This is a genomic window from Rhodococcus sp. NPDC006774 (genome assembly GCF_040636045.1).
Taxonomy (GTDB): Bacteria; Actinomycetota; Actinomycetes; order Mycobacteriales; family Mycobacteriaceae; genus Rhodococcoides.
In genome coordinates, this window is sequence record NZ_JBEYIW010000037.1 from 1 (window position 1) to 16,053 (window position 16,053).

Here is a 16,053-nt window from a genome sequence, read left to right on the forward strand (position 1 = left end):
CTCTCAATGCCTTCGCGATCACGTTCGCGGATCGTTGGCCCGGATCAGAAACCTACTGATGAAAACGGCCGAAACACCGTTAACGAGATAGTCCCACCGTCACTGCCATGATGTGGGTATCTGAACTGCTGTGAGCCTTGGGGTGGCTGGTCTGGGGCGGTTGCGGTGGTGGCGTGAGGCGTATCCTGATGGCCTCCATTTACTTGACGCGGCGTTGTCCCAGTGTGAGTGTGAGGAAGTCAGAGGTTTACCACGCACAACCATTGGAGACTCGCCATGAAGGCTGTCGTCTATCAGGGGCCCAGAGATGTCGCGGTCACGGATGTTCCGGACGCGAAGATCGAACGTCCCACCGATGTGCTGGTCAAGATGACAACGACCAATATCTGCGGCTCGGACCTGCACATGTATGAGGGCCGGACCTCCTTCGAGCAGGGCCGCACGTTCGGCCACGAGAACATGGGGGAGGTGGTGGAGGTCGGTCAGGGCGTGGAGAAGGTCAAGGTGGGCGACCGGGTCGTGCTGCCTTTCAACATCTCGTGCGGGTTCTGCAAGAACTGCGAGCGCGGTCTCACGAATTACTGCCTGACCACGCAGCCTGACCCGTCGGCCGCCGGTGCGGCATACGGATTTGCAGACATGGGCTCGTACGGCGGAGGCCAAGCGGAGCTGCTCCGGGTCCCCTTCGGCGACCACAACGCGCTGCGCCTGGGTGAGGATGCGCAGGAGAAGGAGAACGACTACGTCATGCTCTCCGACATCTTCCCCACCGGTTACCACGCCACCGAGATGGCCGGCGTGATCCCGGGCGACAGCGTCGTGATCGCCGGGGCCGGACCGGTGGGGCTGATGGCTGCCCTGTCCGCGACGATCAAGGGGGCTGCGAAGGTCATGGTGGTCGATCGCCACCCCGACCGGCTCGCGCTGGCCGAGCAGATCGGAGCAATCGCCATCGACGACTCCAAGACCGACCCGGTGCAGGCGGTGCTGGACGAGACGATGGGGCTCGGAGCCGATCGTGGCTGCGAGTGCGTGGGCTATCAGGCCCATGATCCTCAGGGCAACGAAGACACGGCTGTCACCTTGAACATGCTCATTAACGCGGTGCGCTTCACCGGCGGGATCGGTACCGTCGGCGTGTTCGTCCCCCAGGATCCAGGCGCCAAGGACGACTTGGCCAAGCAGGGCAAGGCGGCCATCGACTTCGGCACCCACTGGTTCAAGGGGCAGACCATGGGCAACGGTCAGTGCCCGGTCAAGAAGTACAACCGTCGGCTCCGGGACCTGATCGCGGCTGACAAGGCGAAGCCGTCCTGGATCGTCTCCCACGAGATCTCGCTGGAGGAGGCCGCCGACGCCTACAGGAACTTCGACTCCAGGTCGGAGGGCTGGACCAAGGTTGTCATCAAGCCAGGTATGTCCAGCGGAAAGAAGGCGAACTGACGTGGCAGTAGATCTGCAGGGCAGGAGAGTCGCGATCCTCGCCGCGGACGGGGTCGAACGCGTCGAGCTCGAGCAACCCCGCGAGGCACTGGACCGGGCCGGAGCCCGGACAGAGGTCCTCTCGGTCGGCGAGGGCGAGATCCAGGCCCGCGATAGCGACCTGGATCCGGCGGGGACGTTCAGCGTCGACGGGCTGGTGGCCGAGGCCTCGGTGGCCGACTACGACGCCTTGGTGCTTCCGGGCGGGACGGTGAACCCCGACAAGCTCCGGGTCGACCAAGACTCTGTCGCCTTCGTCCGCGACTTCGTCGAGAGCGGTAAGCCAGTGGCGGCGATCTGTCACGGGCCTTGGACGTTGATCGAGGCCGGTGTGGTCACTGGTCGCACCCTGACGTCCTTCCCGAGCATCCGCACGGACCTGCGCAACGCTGGCGCCGACGTCGTTGACCAGGACGTGGTGGTCGACAAGAATCTCATCACAAGCCGCTCGCCCGATGATCTGTCGGCGTTCTGCGACGCGATCGTGTCCCAATTCGCGGGCACTTCGGTACAGGAAGAGGTGTCGTCATGAGTGTGACAAAGGGACTGCTGGTCAGGTTCGACGCGTTGCCCGGGAAGGAGGACGAGGTGAGGGACTTCCTTGACAGCGGCCGTGGGCTTGTCGAGGGTGAGCAGGCCACCGTCGCGTGGTTCGCGATCCGCCTCGGCCCGTCCTCGTTCGGGATCTTCGACGTTTTTCCGGACGACGCCGGACGTGACGCCCACCTGTCCGGACCCGTGGCGGTAGCACTCGGCGAAAACGCCGGCACGTTGTTCTCCGAACCCACGATCGAGAAGCTCGACGTCCTGGCTTCCAAGCTCCCCGCCTGACACCACGGATTCGGGGCACGAGACTCGAGCGGAGGGGTCGCTGCGCGGCGTCATGGGCTGACACAGCCCGCCCTTGGCGCGGCAGCGGCCCCTTCTCTGGGGCTTGTTGTCCGCGTACACCCTGATATGTCGGTGTGGGGACAGGATCACGTGTAGGTCGGTGTTCGGCGTTCCGAAGGTGTTTGCTGAGGTGGGTGGGCCACCCTGGGAGTCGTCTTCCGACAAGTTGACGATTTGCGCGGCTTCGCACTGCACGAATTGTCGGTAGCACACCTCACCGTTAGCTAGCGCGTCTGCAGTGGCAGATCCAGGTTCGGGCAGGTAGGTGACCAGGCTCAGGGCTGCAGCGGGATCGAGGGGCAACGACTCGTACGGCATGTCCAGATCGCCGACGATCGGGTGGCGCACCTTTTTGATGCCGGTGTTGTGGACCCGCACGTCGTGCGCGGCCCACCGCACCCGGAACTCGTCACTGCGCGTGCTTAGCTCGCCGATGAGGTCGGACAGGGCTCGGTCGTGGGGGTCGCGGCCGGCTTCGGCACGCAGCAGTGCCACGGTGTCGTCGGCGACTGCGGCCCATTCACGAAAGAAGGTGCGCGCGCCGGGATCGAGGAAGATGCTTCGGGCGTTGTTGGGCCGGGGATCGTCGTGATGCAGGGGCTGCATGAGGGCATACCCGAGAGCGTTCTGATCTGGACTGATGTTCTCGAAGTAGCCGGCGTAGAAGTTGCCGGCATTGTTCACCAGGACGTCGATGCGACCGAATCGCTCCACCGCTGACTCCGCCGCGGCGCGAGCGGCGTCAGGGTCGGTGACATCGAGCGCCACCGTGTGAAGGTTGTCGTGGGCACCGACTGCATCGAGGACTCGCTGCGGGTCGCGCCCGGTCGCGACGACCTGATGCCCGGCCTCCAACGCTGCTCGGGCGATGCGAATACCCAATCCGCGGCTTGCGCCGGTGACAAACCAGACGTTGTTGCTCTCTGTCATTGTGTAGTGCTCCTTGAATGCGTCCGAGGCAGCGATGCCAAGGTACGGGATCTCTGTGTGGTGATTTCGAGTCAACGCTCTTCACCCCATCGCGGGGAGTCCCCAGCGAGAGGGTCACTGTCGGTGACCCTCTCGAGAACACGAAACAACATCTGTAGCGAGGGCCCTGGACAGCGAGAGCAATCCGGTAAGGCTCGCGGCGGTCCCGTAGCCGTTGCGGCGAGGACGCCACCGGCCACCCGATGCACGTGAACAAGGACGCGCAGCCCATCGAGTGAAACCGCAGCCCCAATGTAGAGCGGCTGACTTCATTGCTGCGGGGACACGTTACATTTCGTCACTGGTGACGAAATGCATTGCCGCACAAACGTTTACGCCGGTAATAGATATTACGTTAAGTTGGGGTGGTTGATTCTGTCGAGTACGTCGAATTCGAGTCCGTCGGCTTGTGCGATGTAGATGTCTTGGTTTATTTGGTTGCCGGTGAGGGTGGTTCGTCCGCGGGGGGATTCGAATACTCGGTCGTGTGGGGGGTCGTTGGGTGGGGTTTGTAGGGCGGCGAGGAGCATGATTGCTTCGTAGCAGGATTCGCCGATGCTGTTGAGTCGGGGGGAGCGGTCGCCGTAGGTGTTTTGGTAGGTGGTGGCGAAGTCGAGGGCTTGGCTGGTGAGGAGGGTGTCGAAGTAGCCGGCGCTGGCGTAGAGGTTGTGGTTGCTGTTTGAGTCGGCGGCCAGGAGGACGTTTTCTTCGATGATGGGGCTGAATCTGGCTATGTCGCTGGTAAGTCCGGCGTTGGTGAATGCTCGGCTAAAGGACACTGCGTCTTGGCCGACGAGGAGCATGATGACTCCGTCGGGTGGGTTGGTTGTTAGTTCGTGGACGACGGTGTCGTAGTTGTCTGTTCCGAGGGGTACGTACTTTTCGCCGGTGATGGTGAGGTTGTTGGTTCGGGTGTATCGGTGGACGTACTGGGCGGTGTTGCGGGGCCAGATGTAGTCGTTTCCGACGATGGCCCAGCGTTGAAGTCCCATTTCGGTGTGTAGCCAGTGCAGGGCGGGTCCGATTTGCATGGCGGGACTTTCCCCGGCGTAGACCACGTGCGGGCTCAGTGTCCCTCCTTCGTGGAGCGCTGCGTAGACGTAGGGGATGCGGCTTGCGGTTGTGCGTGCTACCTCGGCGCGTACGGCGGAGATGTGCCACCCGGTGATGGCGTCGATGGCGCCTTGTGTAATGAGTGTGTCGACGTGGTGGGCTACCTGGGGCGGGGTGAGGCCTCCATCGATGGGTACCAGTTCGACTGGTCGCGAGCGTATTCCATCGGTTGCGTTGAGTCTGTCGACGGCGAGTTGGCCGCAGGATTGGCAGGAGGGGCCGTAGATGCCGGCCGGTCCTGATTGGGGGTAGATGTAGCCGATGCGATACGACTGGCCTGCGCGGTTAAGTCTCGAATGTGTCGATCCTCGGGTACGTTCAACAGGAGGGTGGTTCATATGCGATCAGCCTCGGCAGTTGTTGATTCGGACCAATATCGGGGGAGGGCGACGTGAGTTCGGCGGTCAAGATCACCTCTGATCCTAGTTTGTTGCTGTTGCTTGCACAGTGTGAGCGGGCGCTTTTTGCGGCGCTGCGGTCCACCAGCGACGCCGAGGGCGTCTCCGTCGAGCAGTGGCGCATCGTGGGGGCGCTGCGGGACCACGAAGTTCTGCCTATGACTGAGCTGGCGCACATCGCAGCGCTGCCGGCGGCGTCGTTGACGAGGAATCTGGACCGGTTGGTGTCATCCGGTGTTGTTGTTCGGCAGATCGATCCCTTCGATCGGCGTAAGGTTGTGGCACTGTTGACCAAACCTGGCGCCGAACTCGCTGTCCGCCTTCAGTCGGCTGAAGCTGGCATCCTCGCGCAACTCCCGCAAGCAGGCACCCAGGCGGTCAGGGCTCTGGCCGAGTTGCTCGCGTCAACGGTGCCCGCGTCCATCAGGTAGTAATTCGCGGCCCCCTGATTCCTGCGCATGAGTGGCAGGCTTCCTTGGCATTCCACAGTGCGGTAGCTGGTGCTGACCTCTTTGCGGCTGACGCGAAACACAGTATTTACCTCGTTCGTACCTCTTGGTAATCCAGCCTATGCAATGATTCCATTTGGTACTACTTCACCTGGAAGTAGTTGGTGGTTGATAGTCGTATCGCCGCGTCGGAGTGTGTGTTGCTCGGAGCCTGCGGGTTTCGGGTGATGCGCCTGGTCGAAAGTGAGCTCAGGGTATGCGCCATGGAGATATTTCGTCGAGCCCAGACACTGTGGGTGTGGCGGTAGTCAACTACAAGATGCCTCGGCTGCACACCAGGGCTGAGGTGTTAGCGAACGCCGAGAAGATCGCCGAGATGGTTCGCGGCATCAAACAGGGAATCCCCGGCATGGATCTCATTGTGTTCCCGGAGTACTCCACTCAAGGGATCATGTACGACACAGACGAGATGTACGACACCGCGGCCTCGATTCCGGGCCCCGAGACCCAGGTCTTCGCCCAGGCCTGCCGTGATGCCAAGACCTGGGGTGTCTTTTCGCTGACCGGTGAGCAGCACGAAGACCATCCCCACAAGCCGCCCTACAACACTCTCATTCTCATGAATGATCAGGGTGAGATCGTGCAGAAGTACCGAAAGGTGCTGCCATGGACTCCTATCGAGCCGTGGTACCCGGGGTCGGGCACCTACGTGTGCGACGGGCCGAAGGGGATGAAGGTCTCGTTGATCGTCTGCGATGACGGCAACTATCCCGAGATCTGGCGTGACTGCGCCATGAAGGGAGCAGAACTCATCGTCCGGGGGCAGGGGTACATGTACCCCGCTGCCGACCAGACCGTGATGATGGCCAAGGCAATGGCCTGGGCCAACAATGTTTATGTGGCGGTCGCCAACGCTGCCGGCTTCGATGGGGTCTACACCTACTTCGGGCACTCGGCGGTCATCGGTTTCGATGGCCGGACTCTCGGAGAGACCGGTGCCGAAGAGTACGGAATCCAATACGCCCAGTTGTCGATCAACGAGATCCGCGACGCTCGTAAGAACGATCAGTCGCAGAACCATCTGTTCAAACTGCTGCACCGCGGATACACCGGCGTTCACGCCGCCGGCGACGGCGACAAAGGGATCGCTGACTGTCCCTTCGACTTCTACAAGACCTGGGTGACCGATGCGCAGAAGGCGCAGGAGAACGTCGAGGCGTTCACCCGGGACACCATCGGCGTCGCCGATTGCCCCGTGGGCGACCTGCCGGTGGAGAAGGTTCAGGAAGTCTGAGCGTGCCGTGACCACCACACCCGGATCCGAGATTCGCCAGTCCGAGGACCCCCTTGCTGCCCACCTGGCGGCAACGGTGATCGGGCAACACGGTGCGGTCGATGCGGTGAGCCGTGCGGTGCGTATCGCACGCGCTGGCCTGGGCCACCACGACCGGCCTTTGTCGGTGCTGTTGTTCGCCGGCCCGACCGGTGTGGGCAAGACCTCGATGGTGCGGGCGCTGGCGGGCGCACTACGCGCAGGACCCGAAGACTTCTGCCGGATCGACATGAGCGCGTTGGCTCAAGAGCACTATGCTGCGTCGTTTTCCGGTGCGCCCCCGGGATATTCCGGAAGCAAGGAGTCGACGACTCTTTTCGACAAGAGCAGAATCGAGGGCGATCCGTACACGCCGGGGATCGTGCTCTTCGATGAGGTTGAGAAAGCGCATCCGGTCGTGATCAGGGCCTTGCTCCATGTGCTCGACACCGGTGTGCTGCGGCTCAGTTCGGGGACCGGGACCATCGGATTCCGGAACTGTCACGTCATCTTGACTACCAACCTGGGAAGCCGCCGATCGGTGGTGCGTCGACCGTGGTGGAGTTTTCGCTCGCCCGATGATGCCATCGGGAAGGCGATCGAGAGCTTCTTCGACCCGGAGTTCCTTAATCGGATTGACGAGGTCGTCAGGTTTGCGGCGATCGACCGCGGCGTCGCGCATCAGATCATTGATCTCGAGCTTGGCCGCATCACCCAGGTGCTCGCTAGAGGGTACGTGCACATTGACTTCGACGACAGCCTCGTTGGTCACCTCGTCGAGCAGGGCTTCGATCCGCGGTATGGCGCACGCGCGTTGCGCAGATCGATACGCCGCCACCTACTGCCGGCGATCGCCGATGCCGTGGACGCGATTGCCGCGACACGACGCGACCCCGCCGCTCTACATGTGGTGGTCGACAGCGGACAGACCATCGCATGCCGTCCATCACACTCCTGCTCCCCGACGACAGTGGGGCCGGAGCAGACCGCCGAAGAATTTTTGGTTACACCAATGGAAGGAAAATAATGTCTACCTCTGGACACGATCACGGCCACTCCCACGATGCTTGCGACAGTGAGTCTCTGGGACTGACCACCGATCTCTCCCGGATTGAAGCACTGGTGGGTCAGGGAGTCCACCGCATCGGTGATCACGAGGGTCCTTTTTCTCTTCACGTGCTGGGGATCGGGAAGACCGGCGCCAACGTCATCGAGAGCATGATCAGATCGCATTCGGCCGGGGGTGTAGCGGCCGGCACGGATGTCGCCTTTGATTCCCTGGCCATCGACATCGGAGAGGCCGAACTGAGCTCGGTCACCGAGGCGCTGGCCGCTGCCCCGGACCGCGTCAGCGGACAGACGGTGAACATTCCCGCCCTGGACAACGCCACGTTGTTCAGCGGGTTGCGCCGGTACCGGGAGTTCCTCAAGACCGAGTACCCCCGGTATTATTGGAACCCCAACTACGAGCCCTGGTTGCCGAACGACCTCGACATCCCCGCAGCCGGTTCACATTTCCCGCGAGCGGTGTCCAAAGCTTTGTACGGTGTCGACTATTACACCGGCGGGGATGTCGCGGTAGCTCTGGATGGGTTCGCGGACAAGGTCCTCGAGAGCGAAGACACCCCGATCGTGTGCGTGGTGTTCTCGCTCGCCGGCGGCACCGGCAGCGGCATCGTCGTGGAGCTCGCTCGTCACCTGTCCAATATCCGACTGGGCCGACGGGCTCTGGTGTTGGGCATCGGGGTCCTGCCGTCCGACGGCGATCCGGTCGAGCTCAGTGACGGCCGCACCTTCATCACGATCAACGAACTCGACTGCATGGTCGACGCCGACAAGAACAAGGGCGTCATGACGGTGTGGGGCGATCTGTACAAGAACCCTTTCACGGCAGGCTTTTTCGCTGTTCCGCAGAACGCTGTATACGAGGAGACTGGCAGCGTCGAGCACACTCACGCCCGGATCGATCAAGGTTTGAGCGATTTTGTGCTCCGCGATGGCGGCGTACACCTGTATGAGTCCATCAAAGCGCTCAACTGGCTCAACGTCCCGGCCAACGCCTGGCACCCGGCGACCCGCGGCGACCAGACCGACAAGTGGATCAGCCTGCTCAGCGTCGGCGCCTCTGCGGGCACCCTGCTCAGCGCCCAGGAGCTGACCGACACGGTGGTGCCCGAGTTCGCGGAGGTCCGTCTCTTCGGGGCGCAGGCCGACGATTCTGCAGCATCGGAGGCCGCGCAGGGTGTGACCTCTGTCGTCTCGACTCTTGTCGGTCCGACCGGACTCGGATTCGCCACCTCCGGACCGGAGTCGGTGAGTCTGTACATTCCGCGACTGAGCAAGCTAGATCTGAAGTCCTTCGTCCCAAGCCGCGTGGCCTACGACAGCCTGGAATGGGAACAGAAGCTGATGCGCCACTCCTGGCTGCTGGATCTGGGTGTGCTGCTCTGTGAACCCTCGACACGGTTCGAAGGTGTCGGCGGTGAATGCCTGCTCGGATGCGCGTGCTGGGTCGTTGTCCCGCACGCGGCGATTCGCGGCGAACTCGATCTCGTGGCCGGCTGACAGATGGCCAGACTGGACGGCGACAAGCTCGACTGGGACATGATCGTCGCCAAATACGGGGACGGAGCCGAAGTCGACTCGTTGCCGGGAGGGGCGAAGATCTCAGTCAGCGGCGTCGACGACGAGTACATCCACGTCACACATCGACTGTGGAAAGCCTCCCTCACCCGCTCGAACCTGGAGCGGGCGATCGACATGGTCAACGCCGGCACCATGACCCGCGTCGCCAACGAGTTCATCGACCAATACCGCACCACCATCGCCGACGAGCGTCCGACGGTGACCGCCACCGTCCTCAAAGACCTCGGCTACCTGGACTAGAGAGAAAGCGAGACACACCATGGCATTTTCGATGTACCACAGCGCCACCGGTAAACAATCCCCGCACTGCATCAACATCGTCGGCATCGGAAAGGCAGGCGCGCAGCTCATCGACGCGTTCTTGCGCACCGGCGAGATCGAAGACCTTCTGGAAGATCCCCGAGCTCGATTCACCGCCTTGGCGGTGGACATCGGCGAAGGCGACATGCGCCAGCTGCGGCAGTACGCAGACTCCTTCCACTCACGCCTGGAGGAACGAGGCATTCCCGCCGAGCGCGCGCAAATACGCACGGTCAGCCTGGATGTTCCCACCGCCGACGAACTAGCTGAGACCGTCAACCGGTTCCCCCAGTTCCTCGGCCGGGAGTTCCCGCGCTTTGACTGGAATGGCCCTGCGCCCGAGACCTTCTCGTGGCTGCCGTCCACGGCGAACCTACCCACAGGTGAGAAGAACTACGTCGCCCAGCTCGAGGTTCCCTCTGCCGATGAGCACATCCCGCGTTCACTGGCCAAGGCCATCTACGGCCGGGCGTACTACGACGGGGACCGCCCGCTCTACAAGGAGATTCGCGACTTCGCGGACAGCATCGACAAGACGGGCCTGCCGTCTATGGTCTTGGTCGCGTTCGGCATCGGCGGCGGCACCGGCAGCGGCATGGTCGTGGACCTGGCCCGGCACTTGACCAACGGAGCCCTGGGCCGCCGCGTCCCGGTGATCGGCGCCGGTTTCCTGCCGTGCTCAGGCGATCCGCAATATCAGAGCGGCGCATCGGTATACACCACGCTCAATGAAATCGATTGCATGCTCGACGAGCGAAAGAACGACAAGATCACCGCGATCTGGGGTGACATGTACAAAAACCCCTTCAACGGTGGATTCCTGGCCCTGCCCCAGGAACAGTCGTGGGAACGGTTGTTCCGGTACACGACGATCAAAAAGGGTGTCCTGCCCGAGGTTCGCCACCAACAGGCCCTGCATGTCACGAACAAGTTCGTCGATGACTCGTTCGCCCGGTATGTGGTTCATGACTACGGCAGGGAGATCTTCCGTGTCCTTCGCGCGGGAGGCTTCACCGGGGCGCCGCACGAACGCATCAGCTTCGGTCCCCGGAACTTCACGATCTTCAACGTCGCCAAGTTGATGCACCCCGGCGTAGAGGTGTTGCCGGGCGAGCCGATGAGCAAGTGGCGGGCCGCGATCAGCGACTGGATCGGCTATATGCCCAAATGGATGGGTCTGCGGGAAGGATTCAAGACCGAATACATGGAAGCACATACCTATTCGGCACGGACCAAGTGGAATCCCACGCTCCAGCGCACACTCGAGGAAACCCTGGGCCAATACCTCCTTCCCGGCGAAGACGGATTCTTGCGGACCTCCGACCACGAGTTCTTCGACGAGCTGACCCTGTACACCAACATCATCATCCCGGGTGTTGCTAAAGCCGACCTCACCGCGTTCGCCGAGGCGAAGAAACTCTACGACGCCGTACCGACAGCCGAACGCATTGAACTGTCGTCCTGGTTGCTGGAACTGGGAATCGTTCTCTCCGAGCCCTCCGACCAGTTCGAAGGGGTCATGGGACAAGCGTTGCCCGGATCGCCAGGGTGGAATACCCGACTCACCATCGAAGAATTCGGCAACGCCGACGCTGACCTGCCCGCGACAGCGGTCGACTACACCACCGAGGTCATGACCGAGGTTGTCAAGACGGTGGTTCCCACACCCTGACCTACCTACCTGCCTACCTACCTACCTACCTGCCGGTCGGTCGAGTTGCCAACGCCCGATGGCGATGGCAACTCGGCCCGCCGTTCCATCCGCGGCACCACCAATGATCGACCCCGATCTTTGTGAAGACACACAACCTAGGAGATATCACGATGAGCACGGCTGCTGAACGTGGCGTATTGCCACAGACTTTGACCCAGGGGCTGACACTGGATACCCCGACGGTGTCGGCCATCAACGTGGCACTGATGCTGACCATGACCACTGTCCTGGCGCTATTGGCCTACTACTTCCTGGGCTATGACCAGGGGGCGGTATCGGTGTTCGGTAGCGATACCCACGTGCACGAGTTCGTCCACGATTCGCGTCACTTCCTCGGCTTCCCCTGCCACTGAACAGGAACCAACACCATGGAATACAAGTTCATTCGCAGCGGCCTGCTCGCAGGACTGCTGGCAGGGGTCGCCGCCTACATCTTCGCCCGCATCGTCCTCGAACCCTTGGTGAGGAAGGGAATCGATTATGAGGAGGCGCGTTCGCACGCCGAGTCGGCGATTACCGGTGAGCACGCGCACGAACATGAGGTGTTCACCCGGTCGGTCCAGGAGAACATCGGTGCGGGGGTCGGTTCGATTGTCTTCGGGCTGGTCATGGGCGCCCTGTTCGCCGTTGCGTTCACCGTAATGTGGGCTTACCTCGGCCGCCGACACCGAGGAGCCGACCCGCGGTTGGCGGCCGCACTGCTGGCAGCGGCAGGATTCGTCGCGGTGTACCTCGTGCCCTTCGCTGCCTATCCTGCGAATCCGCCTGGTGTGGGAAACGACGAGACGATCGGGGAGCGCACCGGGGCGTATCTTACGATCACCCTGCTCTCGGTCGGGTTCGCCATCGCTGCAGCGGTGATCGGATTGTGGCTGGTGGGCAAACTCGGTGGGCTCCTGGCCGCGATCAGCGCCGGCGCGTTCTATGTGGTCGCGGTGGCAATCTCTATCGCGGTGCTGCCGTCCTACAACGACGTACCCACAGCACTCACTGACGGCGACGAGATTCTCTTTGATGGATTCCCTGCCGCCACCCTGGCTGATTTCCGGTTCTACTCCGTCATCAACCAAGTGGTCCTCTGGACGGTCCTGGGAATCGTGTTCACGCTCGCACTCACACGAATCGCACGACGCGCCAGCATCAGCACCCCGGAGTCGGCGTTGGTCAGCTAACCAGCTCACGCCAATACCCCTGGTGGGGGAAGTCCAGTCGAGCGACAGGCGCCCCCACCAGGCTTCGGGCGTTTGTCTCGATCCCGACTATTTCAGGTGGCGGCCCCCGTCGACCAAGTCATTCCAACGGCAGGCGAACACCGCTCCTGTGTCGACCGTCCAGTCCATCGAAGGGAATTCCCGTGCCGCATGAAGGGTGCGACTTCAAGCAAGAACAGTTCCAACACTGGCTCGATCGTGTCCGCGACACTCATGACGCTGTTCGGTTCACCGTCGGCCACCGCCTACACGGGGACTGGGAGCGCGCCGAGGCCGTATCCATCGAGGTAATCGTCAGGATGCTCACCAAACCCAAAGTGTTTCGCTACCAGGGATTACCCTACTCGGGGCGCATCGGATCCGTCGCAGAATCAATCCTCGCCGCACCTGCTACAGACACGCCGCCAGAGCTACCGGACTGGCTCACACTCACCAGCTACCTCGAGCAGATGTCCCCACAACTGCGGCCGGTGCTCGTCGGAGCGTTCGTCGACGGACTCGACGACGAACACATCAGCGCCGAAGTCGGACTACCCACCGCGATCGTCCTCACGATGCGCAAAGAAGTCGAAAAGTACCTGGCCCAGTCAGCAGACGCCGGCACATAGTCGAACCCGACGACGGAAGTATAGAGTACGTGATTCGTCACGGGTGACGAAAGGCACCAGGTCGTCAACCGCGTACAAGTTCGCGGTACGTTTCGTCACTGGTTACGAAATATATTGCAGCGCAATTGGTTACGCCGATAAGATACCTTATGTAAGGTAGAAGCCGGAAAGTCCTGTAAGAGTGGCATATTCGCATACCACTATTGATAACATTATGTCCGTGAGTAGATCCCGAGCCGACAAGAACCGCGCCCGCAAAGCACGGCTCGCCGCCGACGAACGTCGACGCGAAGAACACGCACGGCTGGTCCTCGAGCGCCACGGCGATCCGCACTATGTCCAGCGAGACGTCGACCCATCGTCAGGCCATGTCACCCTGGCAATGTCTGCGGAGCATCCCCAGGCCGCGGAGATGGCCGGCGCCCTCGAAGCCCTGCGGCGCGACTTCGTGGACCGCTTCGGCCGCGAACCCGGACCGAGCGATCCGCTCCTGGCCGACCCAGATGCCGCCGTGCCTACCCCGCTATCTGCGGATGCGTTCGACGCGATGCTCGATCGACTTGCCGACGGCGTGGACGACCCGGTCGTCAAGGCCAAAGTCCTCGCCAGCAAAGACGTCGGCTACATCCTGACCGAAGACACCTTGCATCTATTTAGTGCCTACGAGATCGACCTTTGGGAAGCAGCACTCGACCGGCACCTCGATGAGCGGTGACCATCGTGCGCGGCGGGCCATCCTCCAGTGGCCGGGGTGGACTTTTCCGACACGACCTGGCATATTCGAACGTATCGAAAGGTCTTTCGTTCTGTTCGTATAGTGAGGTGGTTCGGCATGGCAACACAAACCCAGGCGCTCACATCTGAGACGTTCCTGCCCGAGCATGCTGACCAGCTGGCGCCGGTGTTGAGTTTCTTGCAAGCCCATGAACGGTCAGCGGGGACTACTGCCCAGCCTGCATACGCCCTGGTCGGGGTCGACGAGCACGATCGAATCGAGCTGCCGGAGAACCTTCATCAGGTCCTCAAGCGGGTAGTTGAGGCAATGTCTCAAGGCCGAGCTGTCACCGTGGCGCCGCAGAGCATGACCCTCACGACGCAGCAGGCCGCCGACCTGCTCGGCGTGAGTCGGCCTACGATCGTCCGGTTGATCAACGACGACCAGATCGCCGCCGAGCGGGTTGGCAATCGGCATCGGCTGCTGCTTGACGACGTGCTTGCCTACCGAGATGCCCGTCGGACACGGCAATACGACGCAATTGCGGTGACGTCGGTGCCTATCGACGTCGAGGATGACCCAGAGGTGATCCGACGGCAGCTGCGCGAGGCCCGTAAAGCAGTCGCAGCACGTCGCAAGACAGCGAAAAAAGCTGGCTGACACAATAAACCCATGTTCGTAGCCGTTCTCGACACCTGCGTACTGTGGCCGAGCCTGCAACGAGACGTCCTGCTCTCACTCGCAGCCGAGAACCTATATCGCCCCCTATGGTCGGACGCCATCCTTGAAGAACTCGAGTTCCACGAGGCGCGCAAACTCGTTGACCGAGGCGCCGATCCGGAACGCGCCGCGGCACGAGCAGCGCACCTCGTAGAGCAGATGGCAGCTGCGTTCGACGATGCGTGCGTCGTTGGCTGGGAGGTGCTCGACGGGTCATTTAGCCTCCCGGATCCAGACGATGAGCACCTCGTGGCAGCAGCTGTCATCGGTGGTGCAGAGGCGATCGTTTCCAACAACATCTCAGACCTCCCCCAAGGGAGAGTGCCCGCTCAGATTCAGGTGATCAAACCACCTGTGTTCGTTGCTGACACGGTAGCGGTGTCGCCCGACGCTGCGGTCCGCGCGCTGCGGACGATGATTGGCCGACGCACCAATCCTCCTGAAACACTCGAGCATGTACTCGAAGTACTAGAGCGGCGATACGGCATGGTCGACGCCGTCGAGATGATCCGAGCCGCCGCGAGCTAGATCCAACGAAAGTCGTTGGCGTGCAACCAATAATAGATATTATGTAAGGTAGTAGTTGGGTTATTCGCACTACACGCGAATACCTCGACGTCGTGTAACACCCCGCACTACCCGGATCGCCGGTGTCTACCTGCGGTCTTGGCAGCGCTGTGGCCGATGCAAGCAACCGACGGCGATCTTCAGTGCGCTCGCTGTGAACGCCACATGCGCAAGGCTGCAGTCACATGGCCGGACGGCAAAATCTGCAACTCGTGCTACTACGACGCCACGAGCCTCTACGGCCCCTGTCCAAGTTGCGGAATCAACCGAATGCTCCCTGGTCGCCTAGACATCGGCGACCAACCCGTCTGCCGCGACTGCGCCAGAATCCGTCAGGACTATCACTGCCGAACGTGCGAGCAAGAAGCACGCCCCTACCGTCGCGGAAGTTGCGCGCGCTGCGCGCTGCGATCCGACCTGGAATGCGACTTACTGCATGACGGCTCCCCCGAGGGCATCAAGTCTCTCATCGATGCGCTATGCGCCGCAGACCGCCCAGAGAGCATCCTCACCTGGAAGCGATCCGACAAGGTGCGGGGGCTTCTTTCAGCGATGGCCTCCGGGACGACACCACTCAGCCATGATGGGCTGGACCAGTTTGAACCGAGCGGCAAACATGTCGAGCACCTCCGATCAGTTCTCGTGCACCACCAGGCGCTGCCCACTCGCGACAAATACATCGCGCTCTTCGAACGATGGCTCGAAGAGAAGCTCGCCAACATCGCCAATGCTGACATCGAGCGACCCGTCCGTCAGTTTGCTACCTGGCATCATCTGCGACGGATCAACGAAATAGCGCTCGCCGGCAACTCAACCCGCGGGCCAGTTCACTCGTCCAAGCAAGAGATCACGGAGGGGCCTGGTGCACGGATAGGTGACATCTGATCTGGCTTGCCTTCGGGCGGTCGGGAAGGATGTAGCTGTGCCTAAGCCGTACCCCCAGGAGTTCCGTGAGGAT

General features: G+C 62.0%; 17 protein-coding genes and 1 pseudogene. 16 read left to right on the top strand and 2 right to left on the bottom strand.

Annotated features, from left to right (window positions below):
• The first annotated feature begins 276 nt into the window (after positions 1–276).
• The 3 genes from ABZ677_RS27165 to ABZ677_RS27175 are packed head-to-tail and all read left to right on the top strand — an operon-like array spanning position 277 to position 2,313.
• On the top strand, positions 277–1,443 hold the full coding sequence (locus ABZ677_RS27165) for a glutathione-independent formaldehyde dehydrogenase (protein WP_358375057.1): 1,167 nt from the start codon (positions 277–279) through the stop codon (positions 1,441–1,443).
• 1 nt (position 1,444) lies between these two features.
• On the top strand, positions 1,445–2,014 hold the full coding sequence (locus ABZ677_RS27170; protein ID WP_358375060.1) for a type 1 glutamine amidotransferase domain-containing protein: 570 nt from the start codon (positions 1,445–1,447) through the stop codon (positions 2,012–2,014).
• The gene (locus ABZ677_RS27175) at positions 2,011–2,313 is read left to right on the top strand and encodes a hypothetical protein (RefSeq protein WP_058037489.1); all 303 of its coding nucleotides are present in this window, start codon (positions 2,011–2,013) and stop codon (positions 2,311–2,313) included. Before ABZ677_RS27170 ends, ABZ677_RS27175 begins: the two co-directional genes overlap by 4 nt.
• Before the next feature lie 345 nt (positions 2,314–2,658).
• On the opposite strand, the pseudogene ABZ677_RS27180 reads toward ABZ677_RS27175, so the two are convergent.
• Positions 2,659–3,303: pseudogene (locus tag ABZ677_RS27180) on the bottom strand (SDR family NAD(P)-dependent oxidoreductase); the annotation flags it as partial.
• A gap of 389 nt (positions 3,304–3,692) precedes the next feature.
• Positions 3,693–4,793 carry a substrate-binding domain-containing protein gene (locus tag ABZ677_RS27185; protein WP_358375063.1) on the bottom strand — a complete coding sequence of 367 codons (1,101 nt, stop codon included), beginning with the start codon at positions 4,791–4,793 and terminating at the stop codon, positions 3,693–3,695.
• Positions 4,794–4,846: 53 nt separating this feature from the next.
• Between ABZ677_RS27185 and ABZ677_RS27190 the strand changes: the two genes are divergently transcribed.
• The 13 genes from ABZ677_RS27190 to ABZ677_RS27250 all read left to right on the top strand — a co-directional run bounded on the left by ABZ677_RS27190 (position 4,847) and on the right by ABZ677_RS27250 (position 15,980).
• Positions 4,847–5,284 (top strand): MarR family transcriptional regulator, encoded by a 438-nt coding sequence (locus ABZ677_RS27190; protein WP_358375065.1) that lies wholly within the window; start codon positions 4,847–4,849, stop codon positions 5,282–5,284.
• 274 nt (positions 5,285–5,558) lie between these two features.
• On the top strand, positions 5,559–6,596 hold the full coding sequence (locus ABZ677_RS27195) for an aliphatic amidase (protein WP_247207625.1): 1,038 nt from the start codon (positions 5,559–5,561) through the stop codon (positions 6,594–6,596).
• 7 nt (positions 6,597–6,603) lie between these two features.
• Entirely contained in the window at positions 6,604–7,641 is a 1,038-nt protein-coding gene (locus ABZ677_RS27200; RefSeq protein WP_245938249.1) for an AAA family ATPase, read from the top strand.
• On the top strand, positions 7,641–9,179 hold the full coding sequence (locus tag ABZ677_RS27205) for a tubulin-like doman-containing protein (protein WP_110473068.1): 1,539 nt from the start codon (positions 7,641–7,643) through the stop codon (positions 9,177–9,179). The genes ABZ677_RS27200 and ABZ677_RS27205 overlap by 1 nt, the downstream gene beginning before the upstream one ends.
• 3 nt (positions 9,180–9,182) lie before the next feature.
• Entirely contained in the window at positions 9,183–9,500 is a 318-nt protein-coding gene (locus ABZ677_RS27210) for a hypothetical protein (protein ID WP_084890958.1), read from the top strand.
• A gap of 19 nt (positions 9,501–9,519) precedes the next feature.
• Positions 9,520–11,232, top strand: a complete 1,713-nt coding sequence (locus ABZ677_RS27215) for a hypothetical protein (protein WP_110473067.1) — start codon at positions 9,520–9,522, stop codon at positions 11,230–11,232.
• A 152-nt stretch (positions 11,233–11,384) separates the two neighbouring features.
• Positions 11,385–11,627: a CbtB-domain containing protein gene (locus ABZ677_RS27220; protein WP_245938248.1), complete on the top strand. Its 243-nt coding sequence runs from the start codon at positions 11,385–11,387 to the stop codon at positions 11,625–11,627.
• Between the two features lie 15 nt (positions 11,628–11,642).
• Complete coding sequence (locus tag ABZ677_RS27225; RefSeq protein ID WP_110473066.1) at positions 11,643–12,446, top strand: CbtA family protein; 804 nt, start codon at positions 11,643–11,645, stop codon at positions 12,444–12,446.
• A 182-nt stretch (positions 12,447–12,628) separates the two neighbouring features.
• Positions 12,629–13,093 (top strand): hypothetical protein, encoded by a 465-nt coding sequence (locus ABZ677_RS27230; RefSeq protein ID WP_084890952.1) that lies wholly within the window; start codon positions 12,629–12,631, stop codon positions 13,091–13,093.
• A gap of 181 nt (positions 13,094–13,274) precedes the next feature.
• Positions 13,275–13,808: a hypothetical protein gene (locus ABZ677_RS27235; protein ID WP_358375072.1), complete on the top strand. Its 534-nt coding sequence runs from the start codon at positions 13,275–13,277 to the stop codon at positions 13,806–13,808.
• A 117-nt stretch (positions 13,809–13,925) separates the two neighbouring features.
• On the top strand, positions 13,926–14,468 hold the full coding sequence (locus tag ABZ677_RS27240) for an excisionase family DNA-binding protein (RefSeq protein ID WP_030174646.1): 543 nt from the start codon (positions 13,926–13,928) through the stop codon (positions 14,466–14,468).
• Between the two features lie 12 nt (positions 14,469–14,480).
• Positions 14,481–15,056 (top strand): PIN domain-containing protein, encoded by a 576-nt coding sequence (locus tag ABZ677_RS27245; RefSeq protein ID WP_030174649.1) that lies wholly within the window; start codon positions 14,481–14,483, stop codon positions 15,054–15,056.
• Between the two features lie 156 nt (positions 15,057–15,212).
• Positions 15,213–15,980 carry a hypothetical protein gene (locus ABZ677_RS27250; protein ID WP_358375077.1) on the top strand — a complete coding sequence of 256 codons (768 nt, stop codon included), beginning with the start codon at positions 15,213–15,215 and terminating at the stop codon, positions 15,978–15,980.
• Positions 15,981–16,053: the final 73 nt, after the last annotated feature.

What these genes read in the sequence shown, in the direction of transcription:
- ABZ677_RS27240 (WP_030174646.1), top strand. Translation starts at nt 13,926, where the DNA reads ATGGCAACACAAACCCAGGCGCTCACATCTGAGACGTTCCTGCCCGAG.
- ABZ677_RS27220 (WP_245938248.1), top strand. Translation starts at nt 11,385, where the DNA reads ATGAGCACGGCTGCTGAACGTGGCGTATTGCCACAGACTTTGACCCAG.
- ABZ677_RS27185 (WP_358375063.1), bottom strand. Translation starts at nt 4,793, where the DNA reads ATGAACCACCCTCCTGTTGAACGTACCCGAGGATCGACACATTCGAGA.
- ABZ677_RS27225 (WP_110473066.1), top strand. Translation starts at nt 11,643, where the DNA reads ATGGAATACAAGTTCATTCGCAGCGGCCTGCTCGCAGGACTGCTGGCA.
- ABZ677_RS27175 (WP_058037489.1), top strand. Translation starts at nt 2,011, where the DNA reads ATGAGTGTGACAAAGGGACTGCTGGTCAGGTTCGACGCGTTGCCCGGG.
- ABZ677_RS27210 (WP_084890958.1), top strand. Translation starts at nt 9,183, where the DNA reads ATGGCCAGACTGGACGGCGACAAGCTCGACTGGGACATGATCGTCGCC.
- ABZ677_RS27205 (WP_110473068.1), top strand. Translation starts at nt 7,641, where the DNA reads ATGTCTACCTCTGGACACGATCACGGCCACTCCCACGATGCTTGCGAC.
- ABZ677_RS27215 (WP_110473067.1), top strand. Translation starts at nt 9,520, where the DNA reads ATGGCATTTTCGATGTACCACAGCGCCACCGGTAAACAATCCCCGCAC.
- ABZ677_RS27250 (WP_358375077.1), top strand. Translation starts at nt 15,213, where the DNA reads ATGCAAGCAACCGACGGCGATCTTCAGTGCGCTCGCTGTGAACGCCAC.
- ABZ677_RS27195 (WP_247207625.1), top strand. Translation starts at nt 5,559, where the DNA reads ATGCGCCATGGAGATATTTCGTCGAGCCCAGACACTGTGGGTGTGGCG.
- ABZ677_RS27245 (WP_030174649.1), top strand. Translation starts at nt 14,481, where the DNA reads ATGTTCGTAGCCGTTCTCGACACCTGCGTACTGTGGCCGAGCCTGCAA.
- ABZ677_RS27165 (WP_358375057.1), top strand. Translation starts at nt 277, where the DNA reads ATGAAGGCTGTCGTCTATCAGGGGCCCAGAGATGTCGCGGTCACGGAT.